Here is a 17,863-nt window from a genome sequence, read left to right as displayed (position 1 = left end):
TCCGCTACACCCCCATCGGCGTCTTCCGCGACATCACACGCCCCACCTACGACACAGAAATGGCCGCCCAACTCGACACCGCCCAACAACACGGCAGCGGCAACCTCCAGAACCTCCTCCACGGCAACGACACCTGGACGGTCGGCTAGGTACTGTCGGAGCACGTGACTGATCAGCGAAAAGGCCTGTTCTACGGGCTGGCCGCCTACGTGGCCTGGGGCGCGTTCCCGCTCTACTTCCGGCTGTTGAAGCCGGCCGGGCCACTGGAGATCCTGGCTCATCGGATCGTCTGGTCGCTGGTCACGGTCAGCGTGCTCATTCTCGTCCTGCGGCGCCTTCGGTGGTTCCGCACCGCCGGCGCCCGGACGCTCGGCCTGCTCGCGCTGGGCGCCGTCCTGATCGCCGTCAACTGGTACACGTACATCTACGGCGTCAACTCGTCGCGGGTTGTCGAGACCGCCCTCGGGTACTTCATCAACCCGCTGATCTCGGTGCTGTTCGGCGTCGTCCTCCTGCACGAACGTCTGCGCCGGCTGCAGTGGGTCGCGCTGGCGATCGGCGCGGTCGCGGTCGTCGTCCTGACCGTCGACTACGGGCGCCCGCCCTGGATCGCGCTCACGCTCGCGGTGAGTTTCGGGCTGTACGGGCTGATCAAGAAAGTCGCCGGGGCTCCGGCGGTCGAGGGCCTCACGGTCGAGTCGCTGGTGCTGCTCCTCCCCGCGCTGGGCTACCTGACCTGGCTGACGTGGAGCGGCGACGCCGAGTTCGGGACCGTCTCGGCCGGCCACACCGCGTTGATGGTGCTCTCCGGTGCCCTCACCGCCGGTCCGCTGCTCGCCTTCGCGGCCGCCGCCAACCGGGTGCCGCTGTCGACGATCGGCCTGCTCCAATATCTGACGCCGGTCCTGCAGTTCCTGGTCGGCGTACTGATCCTCGGCGAGCACATGCCGCCCGCACGCTGGGCCGGTTTCGCGCTCGTCTGGCTGGCGCTCCTCGTCTTCAGCGCGGATTCCTTGCGGGCGGCCCGCTCCGCGTCCGCCCGGCGGAAGGACACCCTCCCGGCGACGGCTTGAGCTACGCGACCGCGTCGGCGTGCCGCGCCCGTTCGCGCTCGGTCTGGCCCGCGATCAGCGGTCCCACGTCCACGATGAGCGCGACCTCGCCGTTCCCGAGGATCGTCGCGCCGCTGATGCACTCCGCGCGGGCGAACAACGGCCCGAGCGGCTTGATCACGGTTTGGAACTCACCCATCAACGCGTCGACGACCAGCCCGGTCCGCTGCCCGGACTGTTCCACGACGACGACGCTCTGCCGCCGGGCCGGCTGTCCTTCGATGCCGAAGACCGTCCGGAGGCGGATGAACGGAAGCACCTCGCCGCGAAGATCCATGACCCCCGCCTCGCCGGGCGGCAGCTCGACGCACTCGGTCACCCGATCGAGCGGAATGATGAAGTACCGCGAGCCGACTCCGACCAGGAATCCCTCGATGATGGCCAGCGTCAGCGGCAGCCGGATCCGCATCGTGGTGCCGACGCTGAGCGCGGTCTCGACCTCGATGGTCCCGCGCAGCGCGGTGACGTTACGGCGGACGACGTCCATCCCGACGCCACGCCCCGAGAGGTTCGAAACCGTCACCGCGGTCGAGAAGCCGGGCTCGAAGATCAGCTCGTAGACCTCCGCGTCGTTGAGCACCGCGCCGGGGTCGACCAGCCCGCGCTCGATCGCCCGCTCCAGGATGCGGTCGCGGTCGAGGCCGCGGCCGTCGTCGGCGACCTCGATCACGACGCTCCCGGCGTCGTGGAACGCGTTGAGCCGGAGCGTCCCCCGCTGCGGCTTGCCCCGCCGCAATCGATCGGCCGGAGCTTCGATCCCGTGGTCGAGCGAATTGCGCACGAGGTGCACGAGCGGATCACCGATCCGCTCGACCAGCGCCTTGTCGACCTCGGCGTCACCGCCGGTCACGACCAGGCCGACGTCTTTCCCGAGTTCGACGCCGACGTCCCGCACGACGCGCTCGAATCGGCGGAACGTCGTCCCGATCGGCACCATCCGGAGCGACAACGCGCTGTCCCGGACCTCTTCGACCAGCCGCATCACCTCGCCCTGCGCCTCGGCGACGCCCGAGCGTTCGGCATCCTCGGCGAGGCATCGGACTCCGGCGCTGGCCTGGGCGATCACCAGTTCGCCCACCAGGTCGATCAGACGGTCGAGACGGGCGGCGTCCACCCGGAGTGTTTGGGTGTCCTGCTGAGCCCGGGCCTCACCGGTCTTGCGCTGCTTGCGCAGAGCCGCGTCGACCACCGCCCTCGGGACGATGTTCTCCTCGACCAGCAGTTCCCCGAGCGGGACCAGCGCGCTCGAACCTCGAGAACGTTCCTGCTGCAGGCGCATCGCGTCGGCGATCTCGCGTTCGGTCGCCGCGCCGCTGCGAATCAGGATGTCACCGATTCGATCGCTCTCCGGCAGAGTCCCGATCAGCCGGACGTACGCGTCGACCTGCGTGGTTGCCGGAGTGATCCGGATTTCGCTGTCCTCCCGGACGAACTCGAACACGCTCTCGATGTCGGCCTTCGGCAGGGCCGTGGCGACCTCGACCTCGAAGCCGAGATGACACGTCTCCGGATCCAGCTCCTCGATCGGCGGCAGCTCCTCGGCCAGAACGCGGAGATCAGTGACCTCGCCGATCGACGAGAGGTAGCGGACGAATGCCAACGGGTCCATGCCGTTGCGCAGGGTGTCCGGTCCGAAACCCAGGCTCAGGTGCCAGGCCCGCACCTCCTGGGTGGAGGGCTCCGGAGCCGGCGGCGGCACCGCCTCGGTGCCACCGGGCAAAAAGGGTTCGAGGCGGCTCAGCAGCGTTTCCGAGGTGCTGAGGTCGTCCGGCGTCGCCTCCGGCCGCCCCTGAGCGACGGACTCGACCAGGTGCAGGATGTGGTCGCCGCACGGCAGCAGCGCGCTGACGAGGTCGGGGGTGACCGCGAGCTCGCCCTGTCGCACGAGATCCAGCAGGGTCTCGATCACGTGGGTGAACTGCACCATGTGGTCCAGCCCGAACATGCCGGACGAGCCTTTCAGCGTGTGGACGGCCCGGAACAGCGCGTTGACCGTGTCGGCCTCCACCGGGCCGCCCTCCAGCCGCAGGATGCCTTGTTCGACGTCCTGAACCAGGTCCCGCGCCTCCGTCAGGAAGACGTCGAGTGCGCCGCCGTACTCGTCGTCGGTGCTCATCGTGCTTCCAACTCCTCGGTGAGCCGGGTGAAGGTGAACAGATCGCTGACCACCGGACTCGGGTCGGCGAGCGTCACCGGACCCTCACCCGACCGCCGGGCGGCCAGCAGGAGCTGCAAACCCGCGGTGTCGATGTCGGTCACCCCGGCCAGCCCGATCTCCACCGGGCCGGCGACGAGGAACGGACGGAGCCGGTCCCGGGTGTCCGCCGCGGTGACGATCGTCAGTTCGCCGTCGAGGTCGACACGGGTCACGGCGCGATCAGCTTCGAGACTGCGGCCAGCATCTGCGGCGGCTGGAACGGTTTCGTCACCCACGCCTTGGCGCCTGCGGCCTGCGCGGCCTTCTTCTTGTCGTCCTGGGACTCGGTGGTCAGCATGATCACCGGGGTGAACTTGTACGCCGCGAGCTTCTTCAGTTCGGTGACGAACGTGATGCCGTCCATGTTCGGCATGTTCACGTCGGAGATGACCAGATGGATGCGCTGGCCGTCGAGCTTCGACAGTGCGTCTTTGCCGTCGACCGCGGCGACCACGTCGTACCCGGCGCCTTTGAGGGCGATCGAGACCACCTGCCGAACCGAGGCCGAGTCGTCGACGATCAGTATCGTTTTGGCCATTCGTGATTCCCCCGGTCAGAAGAACGTGATCTCGGACTCTCGTTGCTCGGCGGCATCCCCGGTCCGGTGTGCCCGCCACTCCTCTTCCATCGTGTAGTCGGCGGCCAGCGCGTCGAGAAGGGCCTGAGCGTCCAACGGGAGAGGCTCGCCGTCCGGCCCGGTGGGCGCGTCCGCGACGGCGGCCGGGAGCTGGTCGATGCTGTCGCGGAGGTGTTCGAGCACCTGGCAGACCCGGTCCTGGAACTGCAGGTCGACCAGCGACTGCGCGATCCGCTCCCGGATGCTGATCGCTGCCGCCTCGAGCGAGCCGGAAGACTCCTGGAACGAACTGACCACCGACCGGAGGTTCTCGAGCACCTCGTTGACATCGCTGTTGGCGTGCGAGACCGCGAGGTCCTCCCGCTCGGCCCCCTCCTCGGCCGCGGCGATGACGGAGCCGACCGCGGTGCCGACACTCGCGACCTTGTCGGTGATCCGCTTGCTGGTGTCGACCGAGCGCTCGGCCAGATGCCGGACCTCCAGGGCGACGACGCCGAACGCGGCGCCCGCGGCGCCGACTCGCGCGGCCTCGATCGCCGCGTTGAGAGCGAGCAGGTGCGTCTGGGACGCGATCGCGGTGACCTCCGACGCCATCTGCTTGAGCTCGGAGTTGAGGCCGATCAACGACCTGAGCTCGTCGAGGGATTGCCGCTTCATCGCGACGGCGCCTTCCAGCGTGTCCACGACGTCGCCCAGTCGCTCGCGGCTCCGGTCGAACACCGCCGCCGAGTCGCCGTGCAGCACGCCGGCGGAGGATTCGAGCACGGTGTCGAGGTTGTCGACGATCCCGGCGAATTGCTCGGTCACCCCACTGATCGCACTCTCCATCTGCGTCCGCGTGGTGTCGACCTGGGCCGACCAGACCGGCGCCACCGCACCGGCGAAGTCGACGACGCTGTGGTGGTACCGGCTCACCGACGGCTCGGCCGCGACGACCGTCGCCGACCGGCTCCGACGCCCCCACACGCCGTACCCGATCCCGAGACCCAGCGCCGCCGACACCAGCGCTACCAGCAACTCAGCCATGTTTGCGGATCACCTCACCGATCGCCGACAGCGGTGCCTCCTGCTCGGCGGCACCGAGCCGGACCGCCTCGAACGGCATGCCGTACACCAGGCTGGTGGCCTCGTCCTGGGCCACGGTGACGGCGCCGGCGCGGCGCATCTCGAGCAGGCCGCGGGCACCGTCGTCGCCCATGCCGGTCATGATGACGCCGAGCGCGTTCCGTCCGGCGGCTTTGGCCACCGAGCGGAACAACACGTCGACCGACGGTCGGTGCCGGTTGACCAGGGGCGCGTCGAACACGCGGACGCGATACTGCGCGCCGTCGCGTCGCAGTTCCAGGTGGCGTCCCCCGGGTGCGACCAACGCCCGTCCGGGCAACACCCGTTCGCCGTCGACCGCCTCGGCGACGTCCACCTCGCACAGGCCGTCCAAGCGGGACGCGAACGCCGCGGTGAACTTCTCCGGCATGTGCTGGACGATCACGATGCCCGGGATCGCCCGGGGCAACGTGGTCAGCACGACTTCGAGCGCCTGGGTGCCGCCGGTGGACGTGCCGATCGCCACCACCCGGTCGGTCGTCGTCGGCAGGCTCCGCCCGCTGACCGGGAAGGACGATTCGACCGGCTCAGCCGGCATCGTCACCCGGGCGGCCATCGTGGCCCGGCGCAGGTTGCTGGCGGCCGCCGCCTTCACCGCCGCGACGATGTCCCCGCCCTCGTCCTGGATGAACTGCTTCAGGCCGCTGGTCGGCTTCGGGATGACGCTCACCGCCCCGGCGGCCAGCGCTTCCACGGTGGTTTCGGCTCCGCGTGTCGTCATCGTCGAACAGACCACGACCGGCGTCGGACGCTCGGCCATGATCCGCTTGAGGAACGTGATCCCGTCCATCCGTGGCATCTCGATGTCCAGGACGACGACGTCCGGCCAGGCGCGATTCATCCGCTCCATGGCGAAGATCGGGTCGGCCGCCGCCCCGAGGACGTCGATGTCGGGATGGTCGGCCAGCCGGGCCGAGAGCGTCTGGCGAACGACCGCCGAGTCGTCCACGATCAGCACCCCGATCCGTCGCTGCGTCACGCCGACCGCTCCTGCTGCAGGTAGTCGTCGGCGACGGTGCGGCCGGTGTGCTTCAGCCACACCCCGCCGTCGGCCAGGTCGAACAGGATGTGCCGGGCGCCGGTGCCGCCCAGGTGGGTCGCGATCAGCTCGAAGCCGTGGTGTTCCAGCAGTGCGAGCCCGGTCTCGATGTTCTGACTGGGGATGTCCATCACCCGGCTCCGATTGCCGCCCGGGAACTGGTGGCCGCCGCCGAACATCTTGACCTCGTACTCGTACGGCCTCGTGCCGTGCCGATCGATCTCCCGCAGGAACATCTGCACGGCCTCGTCGGCGTAGCGCCCGGACAACTGGTGACCGGACCCGCGACGCCCCGGGATCATGTAGTGACACATCCCGCCGACGTGCAGCCGCGAGTGCCACATCGAGATCGAGACGCACGACCCGAGCAACGTGCGGATCCGGGTGCCGGCGGCTCCGAAGTAGAAGTCACCGGGGTTGAGGATCACGTCGTCCGCGCTAAACACGGGCGTACACCGAGGGCTCGACCATCTTCAACCGGGACGAGATGCCTTTGAGCGTCTCGGACAGGCTGACGATCAGGTAACCGCCCGGCTGCAGCATCTCCTCGAGTCGCTCGACCAGCGCGATCTTGGTGTCGGCGCCGAAGTAGATCATCACGTTGCGGAGAAAGATGACGTCGAACCGGCCCAGGCCCGTGAGGTTCTCCATCAGGTTCGCCCGCACGAACGTGGTCCGGGCCCGCAGCTCGGGGGCGATCGCCATCAGGCCGGTGTATTCCTCGCGGCCCTTCCGGCAGTACTTGCGCAGCAACGGCAGCGGCACCCGTTCCGCGGCCTCGATCGGGTAGACGCCACGCTGAGCGCTGGCCACGACCCGGGCCGACACGTCCGTGCCGACGACCTCCCAGGCCGCGTCGGACAATCCCTCGGCCAGCACCATCGCGGCGGTGTAGGCCTCTTCGCCGCTGGAGCTGGCCGCGCTCCACAGCCGGAACGGGCGGTTGCCCGGGTGCCGGGGCAGCACCTCCTCGCGCAGGAAGTCGAAGTGGCGCGGTTCCCGGAAGAAGAACGTCTCGTTCGTCGTCAACAGGTCGATCGCTTGGTTGAGTTCCGGCTCCTCCGGCTGTCGCAGCAGTTCGAGGTACTCCCGGTAGGTCGCGATGCCCAGCTGGCGCAGCCTCTTGTCGAGGCGGCCCATCACCAGCGATTCCTTCCCGACGGAGAGCCGGATGCCGGTTCGTCGCCGCAGCAGGTCGCTGATTTCCTGGAACTCCTCCGGGCTGATCGCCCGCGGCGAACCGGTGAGGACCGTCATGACGAGGGCGCATTCCGGGCGGCGGCCTCGGCGGCGGCCGGATCGCTCGCCGCGGTCTGCAGGCTGACCATGTCGGCGATCGACAGCACCCGGCTGACGTCGAGCACGATCACGAAGTCGTTCTCTCGCTTGGCCATGCCGCTGATGTAGTCGGCTCGGATGCCTGCGCCGAACGCGGGCGCCGGCTCGATCTGGTCGGGCGAGAGCCGCACGACCTTGTTGACGACGTCCACGAGTATCCCGATGTCCTGCGTACCGGCGTCGGCCTGCTCCTCGTCAGCGGTGTCGGCTACCGGATTCGCGATGCGGACGATGATGATGCAGGTCCGACGTGCGATCGTCGTGACGCCCCGGCCGAATCGGATGGCCAGATCGATGACCGGCACCACCCGTCCGCGCAGGTTGATCACGCCCCGGATGAAGTCGGGCATCATCGGGACCGGCGTCAGCCGGCGGTGCTCCAGTATCTCGGTGACGTTGAAGATGTTCAGCGCATAGAGCTCACCGTTGAGCGTGAAGCGCAGGTAGCGGTCGGATTCGACGGCTGAGCCCACCTGCTGCGCCGTGGACGTACTGCTCACCGCTGTCTCCCCGAGTGGATGTCCCTGCTGGGTGAACGACCCTCAGAACCGGTCGAACTTGCTGTCGTCGATGTCGCTCGCGCCGGCGTTCCCGGAGCGTGACCCGGCCGGCAGCGCACCGGCCGGCGTGAGCCGCGGCCCCCCGTTCGCCTTCGGCGTCGCGGCCGCGCTGTAGGTGCCGCCGTACGCCAGCGCGGGTGTCCGCCGCCGTGTGCCCGACGTCCGGAAGAACCCCATGACGTCCAGCAGCTGCGCCGTCTGCGCGGACATCTGTTGCGCGGTCGCGGCTAGCTCCTCGCTGGAGGAGGCGTTCTGCTGGGTGATCTTGCTGATCTGGTTCATCGCGGTGTCGATCTGGCGGACGCCGGACGACTGCTCGCTGCTCGCCGCCGCGATCTCTTGCACGAGGTCGGACGTCTTGGTGATGCTCGGGACGATCTCCTGCAGCAGGGAGCCGGCTCGCTCGGCGGTGTGCACGCTGCCCGCGGCCAGTTCGCTGATCTCGGCCGCGGCGACCTGGCTGCGCTCCGCGAGCTTGCCGACCTCGGTGGCGACGACCGCGAAGCCCTTGCCGTGCTCACCGGCGCGGGCGGCCTCGATCGTCGCGTTGAGCGCCAGCATGTTCGTCTGGAACGCGATGTCGTCGATGATCGAGATCTTGTTCGCGATCTGCTTCATCGCCTCGACGGTCTGCAGCACGGCGCTGCCGCCCTCGTTGGCATCCGCGGCGGCCTTCGTCGCGATGCCCTCGGTGACGCCGGCGTTCTCGCTGTTCTGCGTGATGCCCGCGCCCATCTGTTCGATGCTCGCGGTGGTCTCCTGGACGCTGGCGGCCTGTTCGGTCGCGGCCTGGGACAGCGACTGGGAGGCTCCGCTGATCTGGCTGGACGCACTGTTCAGCTGGTCGGTGGAATCGATGACGGTGCCGACGGTCTCGGAGAGCTTCTCCAGCGCGGTGTTCAGCGCACCGCCCATCTGTCCGACCTCGTCGCGGCTGTCGACTTCCAGCCGCTGGTCGAGGCGTCCTTCGGCGAGCCCGTCGAGGACCTGCACGGTCTGACGCAGCGGCCGTGCGATCGATCGGGTGATGAGCTGGACGACCACGAACGTGACGATGAGCGCGACGACGATCAGGCCGATCGTGAGCACCCGAGCCGTGGAGTACGCGGTGGCCGCGGCATCGAGCGAGTCCTTCGCATCCTGCGCTTCCAGCGCGGCGAGCTGGTTGAGCGCGCCGTTCGCGGTGTTCGCCAGCGGTGTCGTCGTCGAGGCGCGCAGCTGATTGAACGCGGCGTAGTTGTTCGTCCGGGCCAGCGGCACCGCTTTGTCGGTCACGACCTTCTGCCAGTCGGTCCACGCCGCGGCGAACGTCTTCCGCTCGTCCGCGCCGCTCCCGGCGTCCGTCTTCGCGAACTGGGCGAACCGGGAGTTGAGCTCCCGCATCGACTCCTGCATCTTGGCCGCGGCCTTGTCCGTGTCGGCGGCCGACTGGGAGAGCGCCAGGTTGAGCAACTCCCGCCGAGCGTCGGCGAAGTCCATGCCGATCCGGTCGATCAGCAGGACGTTCTGCAGATTGTCCCGGTAGAGCGTTTTCAGCCGGTCCTGCGTGTTGCCGAGCTGATACAGGCCTACCAGCCCCACGGCCAGCAGCAATACGCAGACGAGCGCCGCGAGCGTGCGCAGCTTCCAGGCGACCGGCAGGTGCCGGAACGCGAAGCCGCCGGCGCGGCGCGCTTCCACCGTCGACTCAGCCATTTCTCGAGCTCCTCGAGTTGCGCGTCGGTAGCAATCAGCCGTGATCGTGATCACGCGTCGCAATTCCTCATCGGCGCTCCTGTCAACTGCCTGAGTCGTTCGGGCTCCAGGTACAAAAAACGTTGTTCTAGATTAGTAACATTGTTACTGTCGAGTGCATGGACTCGTGGACGGTTCTCGGCAGCGACACCCCCTCGACCCTGCGCGCGCAGGTGGACAGCGCCGGAACGCTCCGGGCCGACCTCGCCCAGGACGTGCTCGGCTGGCACCGCGACGCACCGGGCTGGTGCCGGGGCGACGCCTGCATCCCCCGGTTCCGCACCGCCGACCTGGAGACCGACGACGGTCTGGACGTCGTGCGGTTCGCCGCACTGGCCGGGCTCGTCGCCGCGGTCGACGTCCCGACCAGAACTCTGGCCACCACGTCCGACGCCGGTACCCGGGCGCGGGAGCTGACCGGCGCCACCGCCGCCGAGCTCACGCTCCCGACGCTGGACGGCACGCCGTTCGCCCTCAGCGGCCTCCGCGGCACGAAGGTCGCGCTGGTGTTCTGGGCCTCCTGGTGCGGCTGCCGCTACGACCTGCCCGCCTGGCAGGAGCGCCACGCCGACCAGGCGGACCAGAACTTCACCGTCGTGACGATCGCGCTGGACGCGAAACCGGCCGACTCCGCGCCCTGGCACGCCGAGGCGCACACCACCCATCCCGCGCTGGTCGACGTCGACGGGGTGGCTGCGGACGCGTTCGACATCGTCAACGTCCCCACGGTCGTCTGGCTGGACGAGGAGGGCCGGCTCGTCCGGCCGCAGGACTCGCAGACCGCCACCGACACGTTCCGGGACTGGAACCACCTGTCGGCCGAGGCCTCGGGCGAGGCGCTCCGCCGGTGGGTCCGCGACGGCGACGCCGGGCTGACGCCCGAGCAGGTGCGGGAGCACCTGCGGCTGCCCTCCGCGGACGACCAGCGCGCCCGGGCCGAGACCCGGCTCGCGGCCTGGCTGGCCGACCACGACCAGGGGGACGCCGCCGAGCGGCACTTCGCCGCCGCGGCCGCCGCCGCACCCCACAACGTCGCACTCCGAAGGGGCGCGATGCCGCGGCGCGGGGTCGACCCGTTCGGCGAGGAATACTTCGCGCTGGCCAGCGAGCTCGCCGAGGCCGGTATCCCACTCCACCGCCCGCTGCCGACCGGAGCCGACGAATGACCACTCCTTACCAGCGTGCCCAGGCCGCCGGACAGGACGCCCTGCGCCGCACGGTGCTGGACGCGGCCGGCGCGCTGCTCGTCAGCGAGGGGCCGCAGGCGCTGACGATGCGGAAGATCTCCGGCGAGATCGGCTGTTCGACAACCGTGCTGTACACGATGTTCGGCGGCAAGGACGGGCTCGCCGAAGCGCTGTACCGGGAGGGGTTCGCGCGCCTGCGGGCCCGTCTGGTCGCGGCCGTGGACGCGGCCGGCGACGACCCGGGTGAGCGGCTCGCCGCGACCGCCCTGGCGTACCGGGAGAACGCGCTGGCCGAACGCGCCTACTACGGCGTCATGTTCGGCCAGGCGATCCCCGGCTTCACGCCGTCGGCCGAAGCCCTGGCCGAGTCGAAGCGCGCGTTCGACGTCCTCGGCGAGTCGGTCGCGGCGCTCGGTGGCGGCGACCGGGTTCCCGAGCCGGACGTCGATCCGACGAACCTGCTCTGGGCGGTCGCGCACGGCGTCGTGAGCTTCGAGCTCGCCGGGCACTACCCCGACGAGAAATCCGCCGCAGCCGCGTACCGCACCGCGCTCACCGCGGTCAGCACGCACCTCGGCCTGCGCTGAGGCGGCCTGCGCTGAGGCGGCCCGCGCTGAGGCGGCCCGCGCTGAGGCGGAGCGCTTCGAGAAGTCGCTGCCGGTTCCACACCCGGGTATCGACGCCCCCGACCTCGACGACGCCGGCGCCGCCCGCCACCAACCGGCGGACCCGGGTGTCGGCCACCGCGTTCAGCACGGCCACGATCGCGCCCATCCCGTAGCCGAGCAGGTCTACGGCGTCCACTTTCAATTCGTCCACCAGCACCGACACGTCCCGCGCCATCGTCCGCTCGCCGTAGTGGGACACCCCGTGCGGCGTGTCGGAACCGCCGTGGCCCCGGGCGTCGAGCGCGACGACCGTCCGCCCCGCTCGCACCAGCGCACCGACGACCCCGGACGGAATCCAGGTCAGCGCGGAATCCGCGCCGAATCGGTGCAGCAGAACTACCGGCGGTAACTCCGCATTTCCCGCCCACTGCTGGTACGCCAGAGAAACTCCATCGAAGGAGACGCACTTCTCCACTGCTTCCCCCACCGGATCCGTACCGGCCCGCCCCCGGGCCTCCTCGCATCGTCCCTGATGGTGAATGGTTTCGCAGTGGATCCCGGTGCGGGACTCGACAGCGGGGACGACATCACCGCGCAGTTGCGACTGATAAGACACCGTTAGTTTTGTCCACTCAGGGCTTCCTCCGCTCTACCGTGTTCGCAGCGATGCTTCTGGGGAGGCGCATGCGCGCGGTAGGGAGAAGCCGTCCGGTGACGGTCGTCGTAGCCGTTGTCGTGGTGCTCGGAATCGTGACGACGCTGCTGGTGTGGACGCTGCGCAACCGCGAGCCGAAGCCGGGTGAGCCGGCCGCGGAGCGCTACGGGTTCAACACCGACGGCGGCGCGGCCTGGGCCCCGGAGTCCGGCCGCCTCGTGATGACGAAACGCGGCGCCCGGGAGCACATCGCGATCGGCTTCCGCTTCCGCACCCGGGCCGAACTCGACCGGCTCGACGGCCGGGCGCTGGAACTGCGCCTCGCGGTACGGACGATCGGTCCGTGCGGCGCCGCCACCGGCTGGACGGTCGAGCCCGCCGGCGGCGTCGGCTCGTCGAGCGTCCGCGGATTACCGAAGGAAGCTCAGCCGTACGTGGCCGTGGGCGAGGGACGGACCTGCACCGAGACGCTCGTGCGGATCGGCAGTTCGAACCCCGGGAAGCTGCACCCGGGGCGGGACTACACGGTGACGACCGACATCCCGGCCGGGAGCGGTGAACCGATCGGCGCGACGCTGACCGTCGCCCGGCGCACGCTCGGCGAGTGCGGCCGGAAGTCCGACTGCGTGACCGGAACCGTCGGGTCCGAGGGGCCGGACGTCGAGGAGCTGGTCAGCGCCGACCGCGGCTGGCAGTTCAACGGCAACGGCTGCCGCCGCTGGTTCGCGGACGCGACCACGAGCTTCCCGTGTCTGACCGACCGGGGCACCCGGATCATGACGCTGGGTGACAGCATCACGGCCGGGGCGATCGGTGACCACACCTGGCGGTACTGGGCCTGGCAGAAGCTCGATCCGTCGTCGCACCCGACCTGGGTGGGATCGAATACCGAGACCTGGACCGGCGACTACGCGGTGCCGCACACCGAGTGGGCCAGCAAGCACGACTCGCAGGCCGGGGTCACCGCCGAGACGGTCGTGGGCTGGGTGCCGAGGCTGATGGTGACCGAGCGTCCGGACGTCGTGCTGGTCGACCTGGGCACGAACGACACCCACCCGCTGCACGGCAGCAGCGCGGCGGACGCCGCCGCCGACCTGGAACGGATCGTCGACGAGATCCAGGCGGCCAACCCCCGGGCGCAGATCCTGCTCGGCCAGCCGGACGGGCACCACGACGTCGCTCTGAGCATCATGGCGCAGCTGTCGGTACGGATCGCGGGCATCGCCGCGGCGCGCACCACGAGCGATTCGCTGGTGAGCGTCGTCGATCTGCGAACCGGGTGGAACCGGGACATCGACACCTACGACGGCACCCACCCGACCCAGGCCGGCGAGTACTTCCTCGCCAGCCGGTTCGTGAACCGGCTGGCCGGGACGTACGCGTTCGGCCGGGTGTTCGGGTCGATACCGAAGCCGCCGGTGCCGGCCGCGCCGACGGACGTGAAGGCACTGGCGCAGCACGGCGGGCTGCTGCTGGCCTGGGACCGCGTGCCCCAGAGCAGCGAGTACCGCGTCTACCTCCGCGACTCGACGGCCGGCGGTGACTTCCAGCGGGTCTCGTCCGGATCGCGGGAGATGGCGTGGGGACGGAACGGGCTGGCCCTCGGTCATCAGTACGACTACTACGTCACCGCGGTCTCGGCCGAGCGGGAAAGCAAGCCGTCGACGATCGGGTCGGTGCGGGCCCGCTGAGGGATCGAACACGTTGGTTGGCCTGATCAATGATCGCCGGGAAAGCTGGAGGTTGTGCCTGAGCTGTCCCGCCGCCACCGTCTGGCGATCCTCGCGACGTGTTGCCTGAGCCTGTTCCTGGTCGGGCTCGACAACACGATCGTCAACGTCGCACTTCCCGCGCTGGGCCGGGAGCTCCACGCGCCGCTGTCCGGCCTCCAGTGGACCGTCGACGCCTACCTGGTGGTCCTCGCCGCGCTGCTGATGCTGGCCGGCTCGATGGGCGACCGGTTCGGGCGGCGCCGGGTGTTCCAGACCGGGCTGGTGCTGTTCACGCTCGGCTCGTTGCTGTGCAGCGTGGCGCCGAGCCTGGGATGGCTGATCGCGTTCCGGATGCTGCAGGCGGTCGGCGGGTCGATGCTCAACCCGGTCGCGATGTCGATCATCACGAACACGTTCTCGAACGCGAAGGAACGTGCCCGGGCCATCGGCGCCTGGGGCGCGGTGGCCGGCATCAGCCTGGCGCTGGGGCCGGTGATCGGTGGCCTGCTCGTGGACACGGTCGGGTGGCGGGCGATCTTCTGGATCAACGTGCCGGTCGGGATCGTCGCGTTCGTGCTGGCCTGGCGGATCATCCCGGAGTCCCGCGCAGCGGTGCCGCGGCGGTTCGACCCGGTGGGCCAGGCGCTGGTGGTCCTCGTGCTCGGGGCGGCGACGTTCGGGCTGATCGAGGGGCCGTCCCGGGGATGGGGATCGCCGGAGATCGTCGGGCTGCTCGGGCTGGCGTTCGTCGCGCTGCTGGCGCTGGTGGCGTACGAGCCGCACCGCGAACAGCCGCTGATCGACGTCCGGCTGTTCCGCAGCGTGCCGTTCGCGGGCGCGTCGGTGACCGCGGTCGTGCATTTCGCCGCGCTGGCCGCGTTGCTGTTCCTGAACACGCTCTATCTGCAGCAGTCGCGCGGGTTCTCGGCGCTGGCGGCCGGGGCACTCACGCTGCCGCTGGCCGCCGCGGCGGTGGTGACGTCGCCGATTTCCGGGCGGCTGGTGGGCCGGCTCGGTCCGCGGGTGCCGATGATGCTGGCGGGGGCGGCGATCGCGGTGGCGGGGCTGGTACTGGCGTTTCTCTCGTCGTCCACGTCGCTCGGGGTGCTGGCGGTGGCGTACGGGCTGTTCGGGGTGGGCCACGGGCTGGTGAACACGCCGATCACGAACACCGCGGTGTCGTCGATGCCGCCCGCGCAGGCCGGGGTGGCGTCGGCCACGACGTCGGCGGCCAGGCAGATCGGGCAGGTGCTCGGCGTGGCGGTGGCCGGAACGCTGACCAGCGGGGTCGCCCCGACCGACGCCGGGTTCGCCGCCGCGACCCACCCGGCGTGGTGGATGGTGGCCGCGATCGGCGTGATCGTGATCGCGCTCGGCGTCGTGACGACGACGGCCAGGGCAGAGCGGTCGGCCCGGCGCGCACACGGGTCGTCACCGGCCCGCACACCGGCCCACGCGCGCTGACACCAGGCTCCCGGCCCGGTCGCGGGCCTGGCTCGCGCCCCGGTCGCGGACCCGGAGGGCCGTTGTCAGGTCGGGCGGACGTGGCTGACGTCGCCGGCGGCCAGCGGCGTGCCGTCCACCACCAGGCGCCCGTCGGCGTCGATGTCGTCGGCCCGGCCCTCCAGCGGGCCGCCCCCGGGGACGTCCACCCGCACGTCGCGGCCGAGCGTGTCGCAGCGCTCCCGGTACGACGCCAGCAACCCGGAAGCCGCTGCGTCCCCGGCCGACGCCCGCCAGAACTCGTACTCGTCCTTGAGCGCGCCCAGGATCGCGACCAGCAGTTCGTCCCGATCGAGGAGGGTTGCGCCCTCGAGGGCCAGTGAGGTGGTGTCGGGCCGGTCGGGCGGCAGATCGTCGACGCCGAGCGTCACGTTCAGCCCGATCCCCATCACGACGCTCTCCCCCGCCACCTCGGCCAGCAACCCGGCGGCCTTCTTGCGCGAGGGCCCGATCAGCAGGTCGTTGGGCCACTTCAACCGCGCATCGAGGACGGGCACGGCGCGAGCGAGCGCGACACCGGCCAGCAACGGGATCCAGCCCCACCGCTCCTTCGGTACGTCGACCGGCCGGAACAGCACCGAGAACAGCAGCCCGGCTCCGGGAGGTGAAGTCCAGCCGCGCCCGAGCCGCCCGCGGCCGGCGTCCTGGGCCTCGGCGATCAGCACGGTGCCCGCGGGCGCCCCCGCCCGGGCGGCGTCGGCGAGGTCGGCGTTCGTCGACCCGGTTCGCTCGACGACGTCCAGCGCCACCCAGAAATCGTCCAGAACCCGCGCCCGCAGCGCGTCTTGATCCATACAACGCACAGTAAAGAGTGATCCACGCCTTACTTCACTCGCACGCCCGGTGAACTGCCATAGGCTCGCCTTCGCGCCGCTGCGGAGGAGGGCAATCAACGATGACTCTCGAAGCCACCCAGCCGTCGGATTCGATCGACGGACCGGACATCCACACCACGGCCGGCAAGCTCGCCGACCTGGAACAACGGGTGGACGAGGCGGTGAACGCCGGGTCCGCCCGCGCGGTCGAGAAGCAGCACGCGAAAGGCAAAAAAACCGCGCGCGAGCGAATCGAAGCACTCCTCGACGAGGACTCGTTCGTCGAACTCGACGAATTCGCCCGGCACCGCTCGACCCAGTTCGGGCTGGAGAAGAACCGCCCTTACGGCGACGGCGTGATCACCGGGTACGGCACGATCGACGGCCGCCAGGTGTGCGTCTTCAGCCAGGACGTCACCGTGTACGGCGGGGCGCTCGGCGAGGTCTACGGCGAGAAGATCGTCAAGGTCCAGGATCTGGCGATGAAGATCGGCTGCCCGATCATCGGCATCAACGAGGGCGGCGGCGCGCGCATCCAGGAGGGTGTGGTCTCGCTCGGCCTGTACGGCGAGATCTTCCAGCGGCACGTGCTGGCGTCCGGCGTCATCCCGCAGATCTCGCTGATCATGGGCGCGACCGCGGGCGGCCACGTCTACGGGCCGGCGCTCACCGACTTCGTCGTCATGGTCGACCAGACCTCGCACATGTTCATCACCGGCCCGGACGTCATCAAGACCGTCACCGGCGAGGAGGTCTCGTTCGAGGACCTCGGCGGGGCCCGGACCCACAACACGAAGTCCGGCAACGCGCACCACCTGGCCGCCGACGAGGACGACGCGCTGGAGTACGTCAAGGCGCTGGTCTCGTACCTGCCCAGCAACAACCTCGACGAGGCCCCGGTCTACGAGAGCGACTCCGACGAGGAGCCCTCCGAGACCGACCTGGCCCTCGACACGTTCATCCCGGACTCGGCCAACCAGCCGTACGACATGCACCGGGTGATCGAGGCGATCGTCGACGACGGCGAGTTCCTCGAGGTACAGGCGCTGTTCGCGCCGAACATCCTGATCGGCTACGGCCGGGTCGAGGGCCGCCCGGTGGGCATCGTCGCGAACCAGCCGATGCAGTTCGCGGGCACGCTCGACATCGATGCCTCCGAGAAGGCTGCCCGGTTCGTGCGGTTCTGCGACGCGTTCAACATCCCGGTCCTGACGCTCGTCGACGTCCCCGGCTTCCTGCCCGGCACCGGCCAGGAGTGGGACGGCATCATCCGGCGCGGCGCGAAGCTGATCTACGCCTACACCGAGGCGACGGTCCCGAAGGTCACGCTGATCACCCGCAAGGCGTTCGGTGGCGCGTACGACGTCATGGGCTCCAAGCATCTGCGGGCCGACCTCAACCTGGCCTGGCCGACCGCCCAGATCGCGGTCATGGGCGCCCAGGGCGCGGCGAACATCGTCTACCGCCGGGAGCTGTCCGGCATCGACGACCCGGACCAGCAGGCCGTCCGCCGGCAGGAACTGATCACCGAGTACGAAGACACGCTTTTCAACCCGTACATCGCGGCCGAACGCGGTTATATCGATCAGATCATCCGGCCGTCCCAGACTCGTGTTCAGATCAGCCGGGCACTGCGTATGCTGCGCGGGAAGCGGGAGTCTCTGCCGCCCAAGAAGCACGGCAACATCCCGCTGTAAAACTTGCCGCGCGGTTGCTCCGCAT

Annotated in this window: 17 protein-coding genes; 6 read left to right on the top strand and 11 right to left on the bottom strand. The window is 69.9% G+C overall.

Annotated elements, in window-relative coordinates:
* The first annotated feature begins 164 nt into the window (after positions 1-164).
* The gene (gene rarD / locus ACIBZJ_RS32095; RefSeq protein ID WP_395936262.1) at positions 165-1,073 is read left to right on the top strand and encodes an EamA family transporter RarD; all 909 of its coding nucleotides are present in this window, start codon (positions 165-167) and stop codon (positions 1,071-1,073) included.
* A gap of 1 nt (position 1,074) precedes the next feature.
* On the opposite strand, the gene ACIBZJ_RS32090 is transcribed toward rarD, so the two are convergent.
* Genes ACIBZJ_RS32090 through ACIBZJ_RS32050 form a run of 9 tightly spaced genes read right to left on the bottom strand, consistent with a single transcriptional unit; the run spans position 1,075 to position 9,622 of the window.
* Positions 1,075-3,228: a chemotaxis protein CheA gene (locus ACIBZJ_RS32090; protein ID WP_395936260.1), complete on the bottom strand. Its 2,154-nt coding sequence runs from the start codon at positions 3,226-3,228 to the stop codon at positions 1,075-1,077.
* Positions 3,225-3,482: a lipid asymmetry maintenance protein MlaB gene (locus ACIBZJ_RS32085; protein ID WP_395936258.1), complete on the bottom strand. Its 258-nt coding sequence runs from the start codon at positions 3,480-3,482 to the stop codon at positions 3,225-3,227. Before ACIBZJ_RS32085 ends, ACIBZJ_RS32090 begins: the two co-directional genes overlap by 4 nt.
* A complete protein-coding gene (locus tag ACIBZJ_RS32080) occupies positions 3,479-3,847 on the bottom strand; it encodes a response regulator (RefSeq protein WP_395936256.1) in 369 nt (122 codons plus the stop codon). The genes ACIBZJ_RS32085 and ACIBZJ_RS32080 overlap by 4 nt, the downstream gene beginning before the upstream one ends.
* 15 nt (positions 3,848-3,862) lie before the next feature.
* Entirely contained in the window at positions 3,863-4,912 is a 1,050-nt protein-coding gene (locus tag ACIBZJ_RS32075) for a methyl-accepting chemotaxis protein (RefSeq protein ID WP_395936254.1), read from the bottom strand.
* On the bottom strand, positions 4,905-5,969 hold the full coding sequence (locus tag ACIBZJ_RS32070) for a chemotaxis response regulator protein-glutamate methylesterase (RefSeq protein WP_395936252.1): 1,065 nt from the start codon (positions 5,967-5,969) through the stop codon (positions 4,905-4,907). The genes ACIBZJ_RS32075 and ACIBZJ_RS32070 overlap by 8 nt, the downstream gene beginning before the upstream one ends.
* Positions 5,966-6,475, bottom strand: a complete 510-nt coding sequence (locus ACIBZJ_RS32065; protein ID WP_395936250.1) for a chemotaxis protein CheD — start codon at positions 6,473-6,475, stop codon at positions 5,966-5,968. The genes ACIBZJ_RS32070 and ACIBZJ_RS32065 overlap by 4 nt, the downstream gene beginning before the upstream one ends.
* Positions 6,468-7,286 carry a CheR family methyltransferase gene (locus ACIBZJ_RS32060; RefSeq protein WP_395936248.1) on the bottom strand — a complete coding sequence of 273 codons (819 nt, stop codon included), beginning with the start codon at positions 7,284-7,286 and terminating at the stop codon, positions 6,468-6,470. The genes ACIBZJ_RS32065 and ACIBZJ_RS32060 overlap by 8 nt, the downstream gene beginning before the upstream one ends.
* A complete protein-coding gene (locus tag ACIBZJ_RS32055) occupies positions 7,283-7,867 on the bottom strand; it encodes a chemotaxis protein CheW (RefSeq protein ID WP_395936246.1) in 585 nt (194 codons plus the stop codon). Before ACIBZJ_RS32055 ends, ACIBZJ_RS32060 begins: the two co-directional genes overlap by 4 nt.
* 42 nt (positions 7,868-7,909) lie before the next feature.
* Positions 7,910-9,622, bottom strand: a complete 1,713-nt coding sequence (locus tag ACIBZJ_RS32050) for a methyl-accepting chemotaxis protein (RefSeq protein WP_395936244.1) — start codon at positions 9,620-9,622, stop codon at positions 7,910-7,912.
* Positions 9,623-9,780: 158 nt separating this feature from the next.
* On the opposite strand from ACIBZJ_RS32050, the gene ACIBZJ_RS32045 reads away from it, so the two are divergent.
* Both ACIBZJ_RS32045 and ACIBZJ_RS32040 read left to right on the top strand, forming a co-directional pair.
* Positions 9,781-10,827 carry a redoxin domain-containing protein gene (locus ACIBZJ_RS32045; RefSeq protein WP_395936242.1) on the top strand — a complete coding sequence of 349 codons (1,047 nt, stop codon included), beginning with the start codon at positions 9,781-9,783 and terminating at the stop codon, positions 10,825-10,827.
* On the top strand, positions 10,824-11,435 hold the full coding sequence (locus tag ACIBZJ_RS32040; protein WP_395936240.1) for a TetR/AcrR family transcriptional regulator: 612 nt from the start codon (positions 10,824-10,826) through the stop codon (positions 11,433-11,435). The genes ACIBZJ_RS32045 and ACIBZJ_RS32040 overlap by 4 nt, the downstream gene beginning before the upstream one ends.
* Here ACIBZJ_RS32040 and ACIBZJ_RS32035 read toward each other — a convergent pair.
* Positions 11,410-12,072: an alpha/beta fold hydrolase gene (locus tag ACIBZJ_RS32035; RefSeq protein ID WP_395936238.1), complete on the bottom strand. Its 663-nt coding sequence runs from the start codon at positions 12,070-12,072 to the stop codon at positions 11,410-11,412. The genes ACIBZJ_RS32040 and ACIBZJ_RS32035 overlap by 26 nt on opposite strands.
* A 95-nt stretch (positions 12,073-12,167) precedes the next feature.
* Here ACIBZJ_RS32035 and ACIBZJ_RS32030 point away from each other — a divergent pair, with 95 nt between their 5' ends.
* Both ACIBZJ_RS32030 and ACIBZJ_RS32025 read left to right on the top strand, forming a co-directional pair.
* Complete coding sequence (locus ACIBZJ_RS32030) at positions 12,168-13,802, top strand: GDSL-type esterase/lipase family protein (protein ID WP_395936236.1); 1,635 nt, start codon at positions 12,168-12,170, stop codon at positions 13,800-13,802.
* Positions 13,803-13,856: 54 nt separating this feature from the next.
* Positions 13,857-15,287, top strand: coding sequence for an MFS transporter (locus ACIBZJ_RS32025; protein ID WP_395936234.1), 1,431 nt, complete (start codon positions 13,857-13,859; stop codon positions 15,285-15,287).
* Positions 15,288-15,352: 65 nt separating this feature from the next.
* On the opposite strand, the gene ACIBZJ_RS32020 is transcribed toward ACIBZJ_RS32025, so the two are convergent.
* Positions 15,353-16,120, bottom strand: coding sequence for a biotin--[acetyl-CoA-carboxylase] ligase (locus ACIBZJ_RS32020; RefSeq protein WP_395936232.1), 768 nt, complete (start codon positions 16,118-16,120; stop codon positions 15,353-15,355).
* Between the two features lie 101 nt (positions 16,121-16,221).
* On the opposite strand from ACIBZJ_RS32020, the gene ACIBZJ_RS32015 reads away from it, so the two are divergent.
* On the top strand, positions 16,222-17,838 hold the full coding sequence (locus ACIBZJ_RS32015; RefSeq protein ID WP_395936230.1) for an acyl-CoA carboxylase subunit beta: 1,617 nt from the start codon (positions 16,222-16,224) through the stop codon (positions 17,836-17,838).
* The last annotated feature ends 25 nt before the right edge of the window (positions 17,839-17,863 follow it).

Source organism: Cryptosporangium sp. NPDC051539 (assembly GCF_044454545.1).
In the GTDB taxonomy this organism is placed as follows: Bacteria; Actinomycetota; Actinomycetes; order Mycobacteriales; family Cryptosporangiaceae; genus Cryptosporangium.
The sequence above is the reverse complement of the archived record's forward strand: the minus strand, read 5'-3'. Positions and strand labels throughout refer to the sequence as shown.

Bases quoted from the DNA above. Each gene is read 5' to 3' on its own strand.
- ACIBZJ_RS32090 (WP_395936260.1), bottom strand. From the start codon at position 3,228: ATGAGCACCGACGACGAGTACGGCGGCGCACTCGACGTCTTCCTGACG.
- ACIBZJ_RS32080 (WP_395936256.1), bottom strand. From the start codon at position 3,847: ATGGCCAAAACGATACTGATCGTCGACGACTCGGCCTCGGTTCGGCAG.
- ACIBZJ_RS32075 (WP_395936254.1), bottom strand. From the start codon at position 4,912: ATGGCTGAGTTGCTGGTAGCGCTGGTGTCGGCGGCGCTGGGTCTCGGG.
- ACIBZJ_RS32060 (WP_395936248.1), bottom strand. From the start codon at position 7,286: ATGACGGTCCTCACCGGTTCGCCGCGGGCGATCAGCCCGGAGGAGTTC.
- ACIBZJ_RS32050 (WP_395936244.1), bottom strand. From the start codon at position 9,622: ATGGCTGAGTCGACGGTGGAAGCGCGCCGCGCCGGCGGCTTCGCGTTC.
- ACIBZJ_RS32045 (WP_395936242.1), top strand. From the start codon at position 9,781: ATGGACTCGTGGACGGTTCTCGGCAGCGACACCCCCTCGACCCTGCGC.
- ACIBZJ_RS32040 (WP_395936240.1), top strand. From the start codon at position 10,824: ATGACCACTCCTTACCAGCGTGCCCAGGCCGCCGGACAGGACGCCCTG.
- ACIBZJ_RS32020 (WP_395936232.1), bottom strand. From the start codon at position 16,120: ATGGATCAAGACGCGCTGCGGGCGCGGGTTCTGGACGATTTCTGGGTG.
- ACIBZJ_RS32015 (WP_395936230.1), top strand. From the start codon at position 16,222: ATGACTCTCGAAGCCACCCAGCCGTCGGATTCGATCGACGGACCGGAC.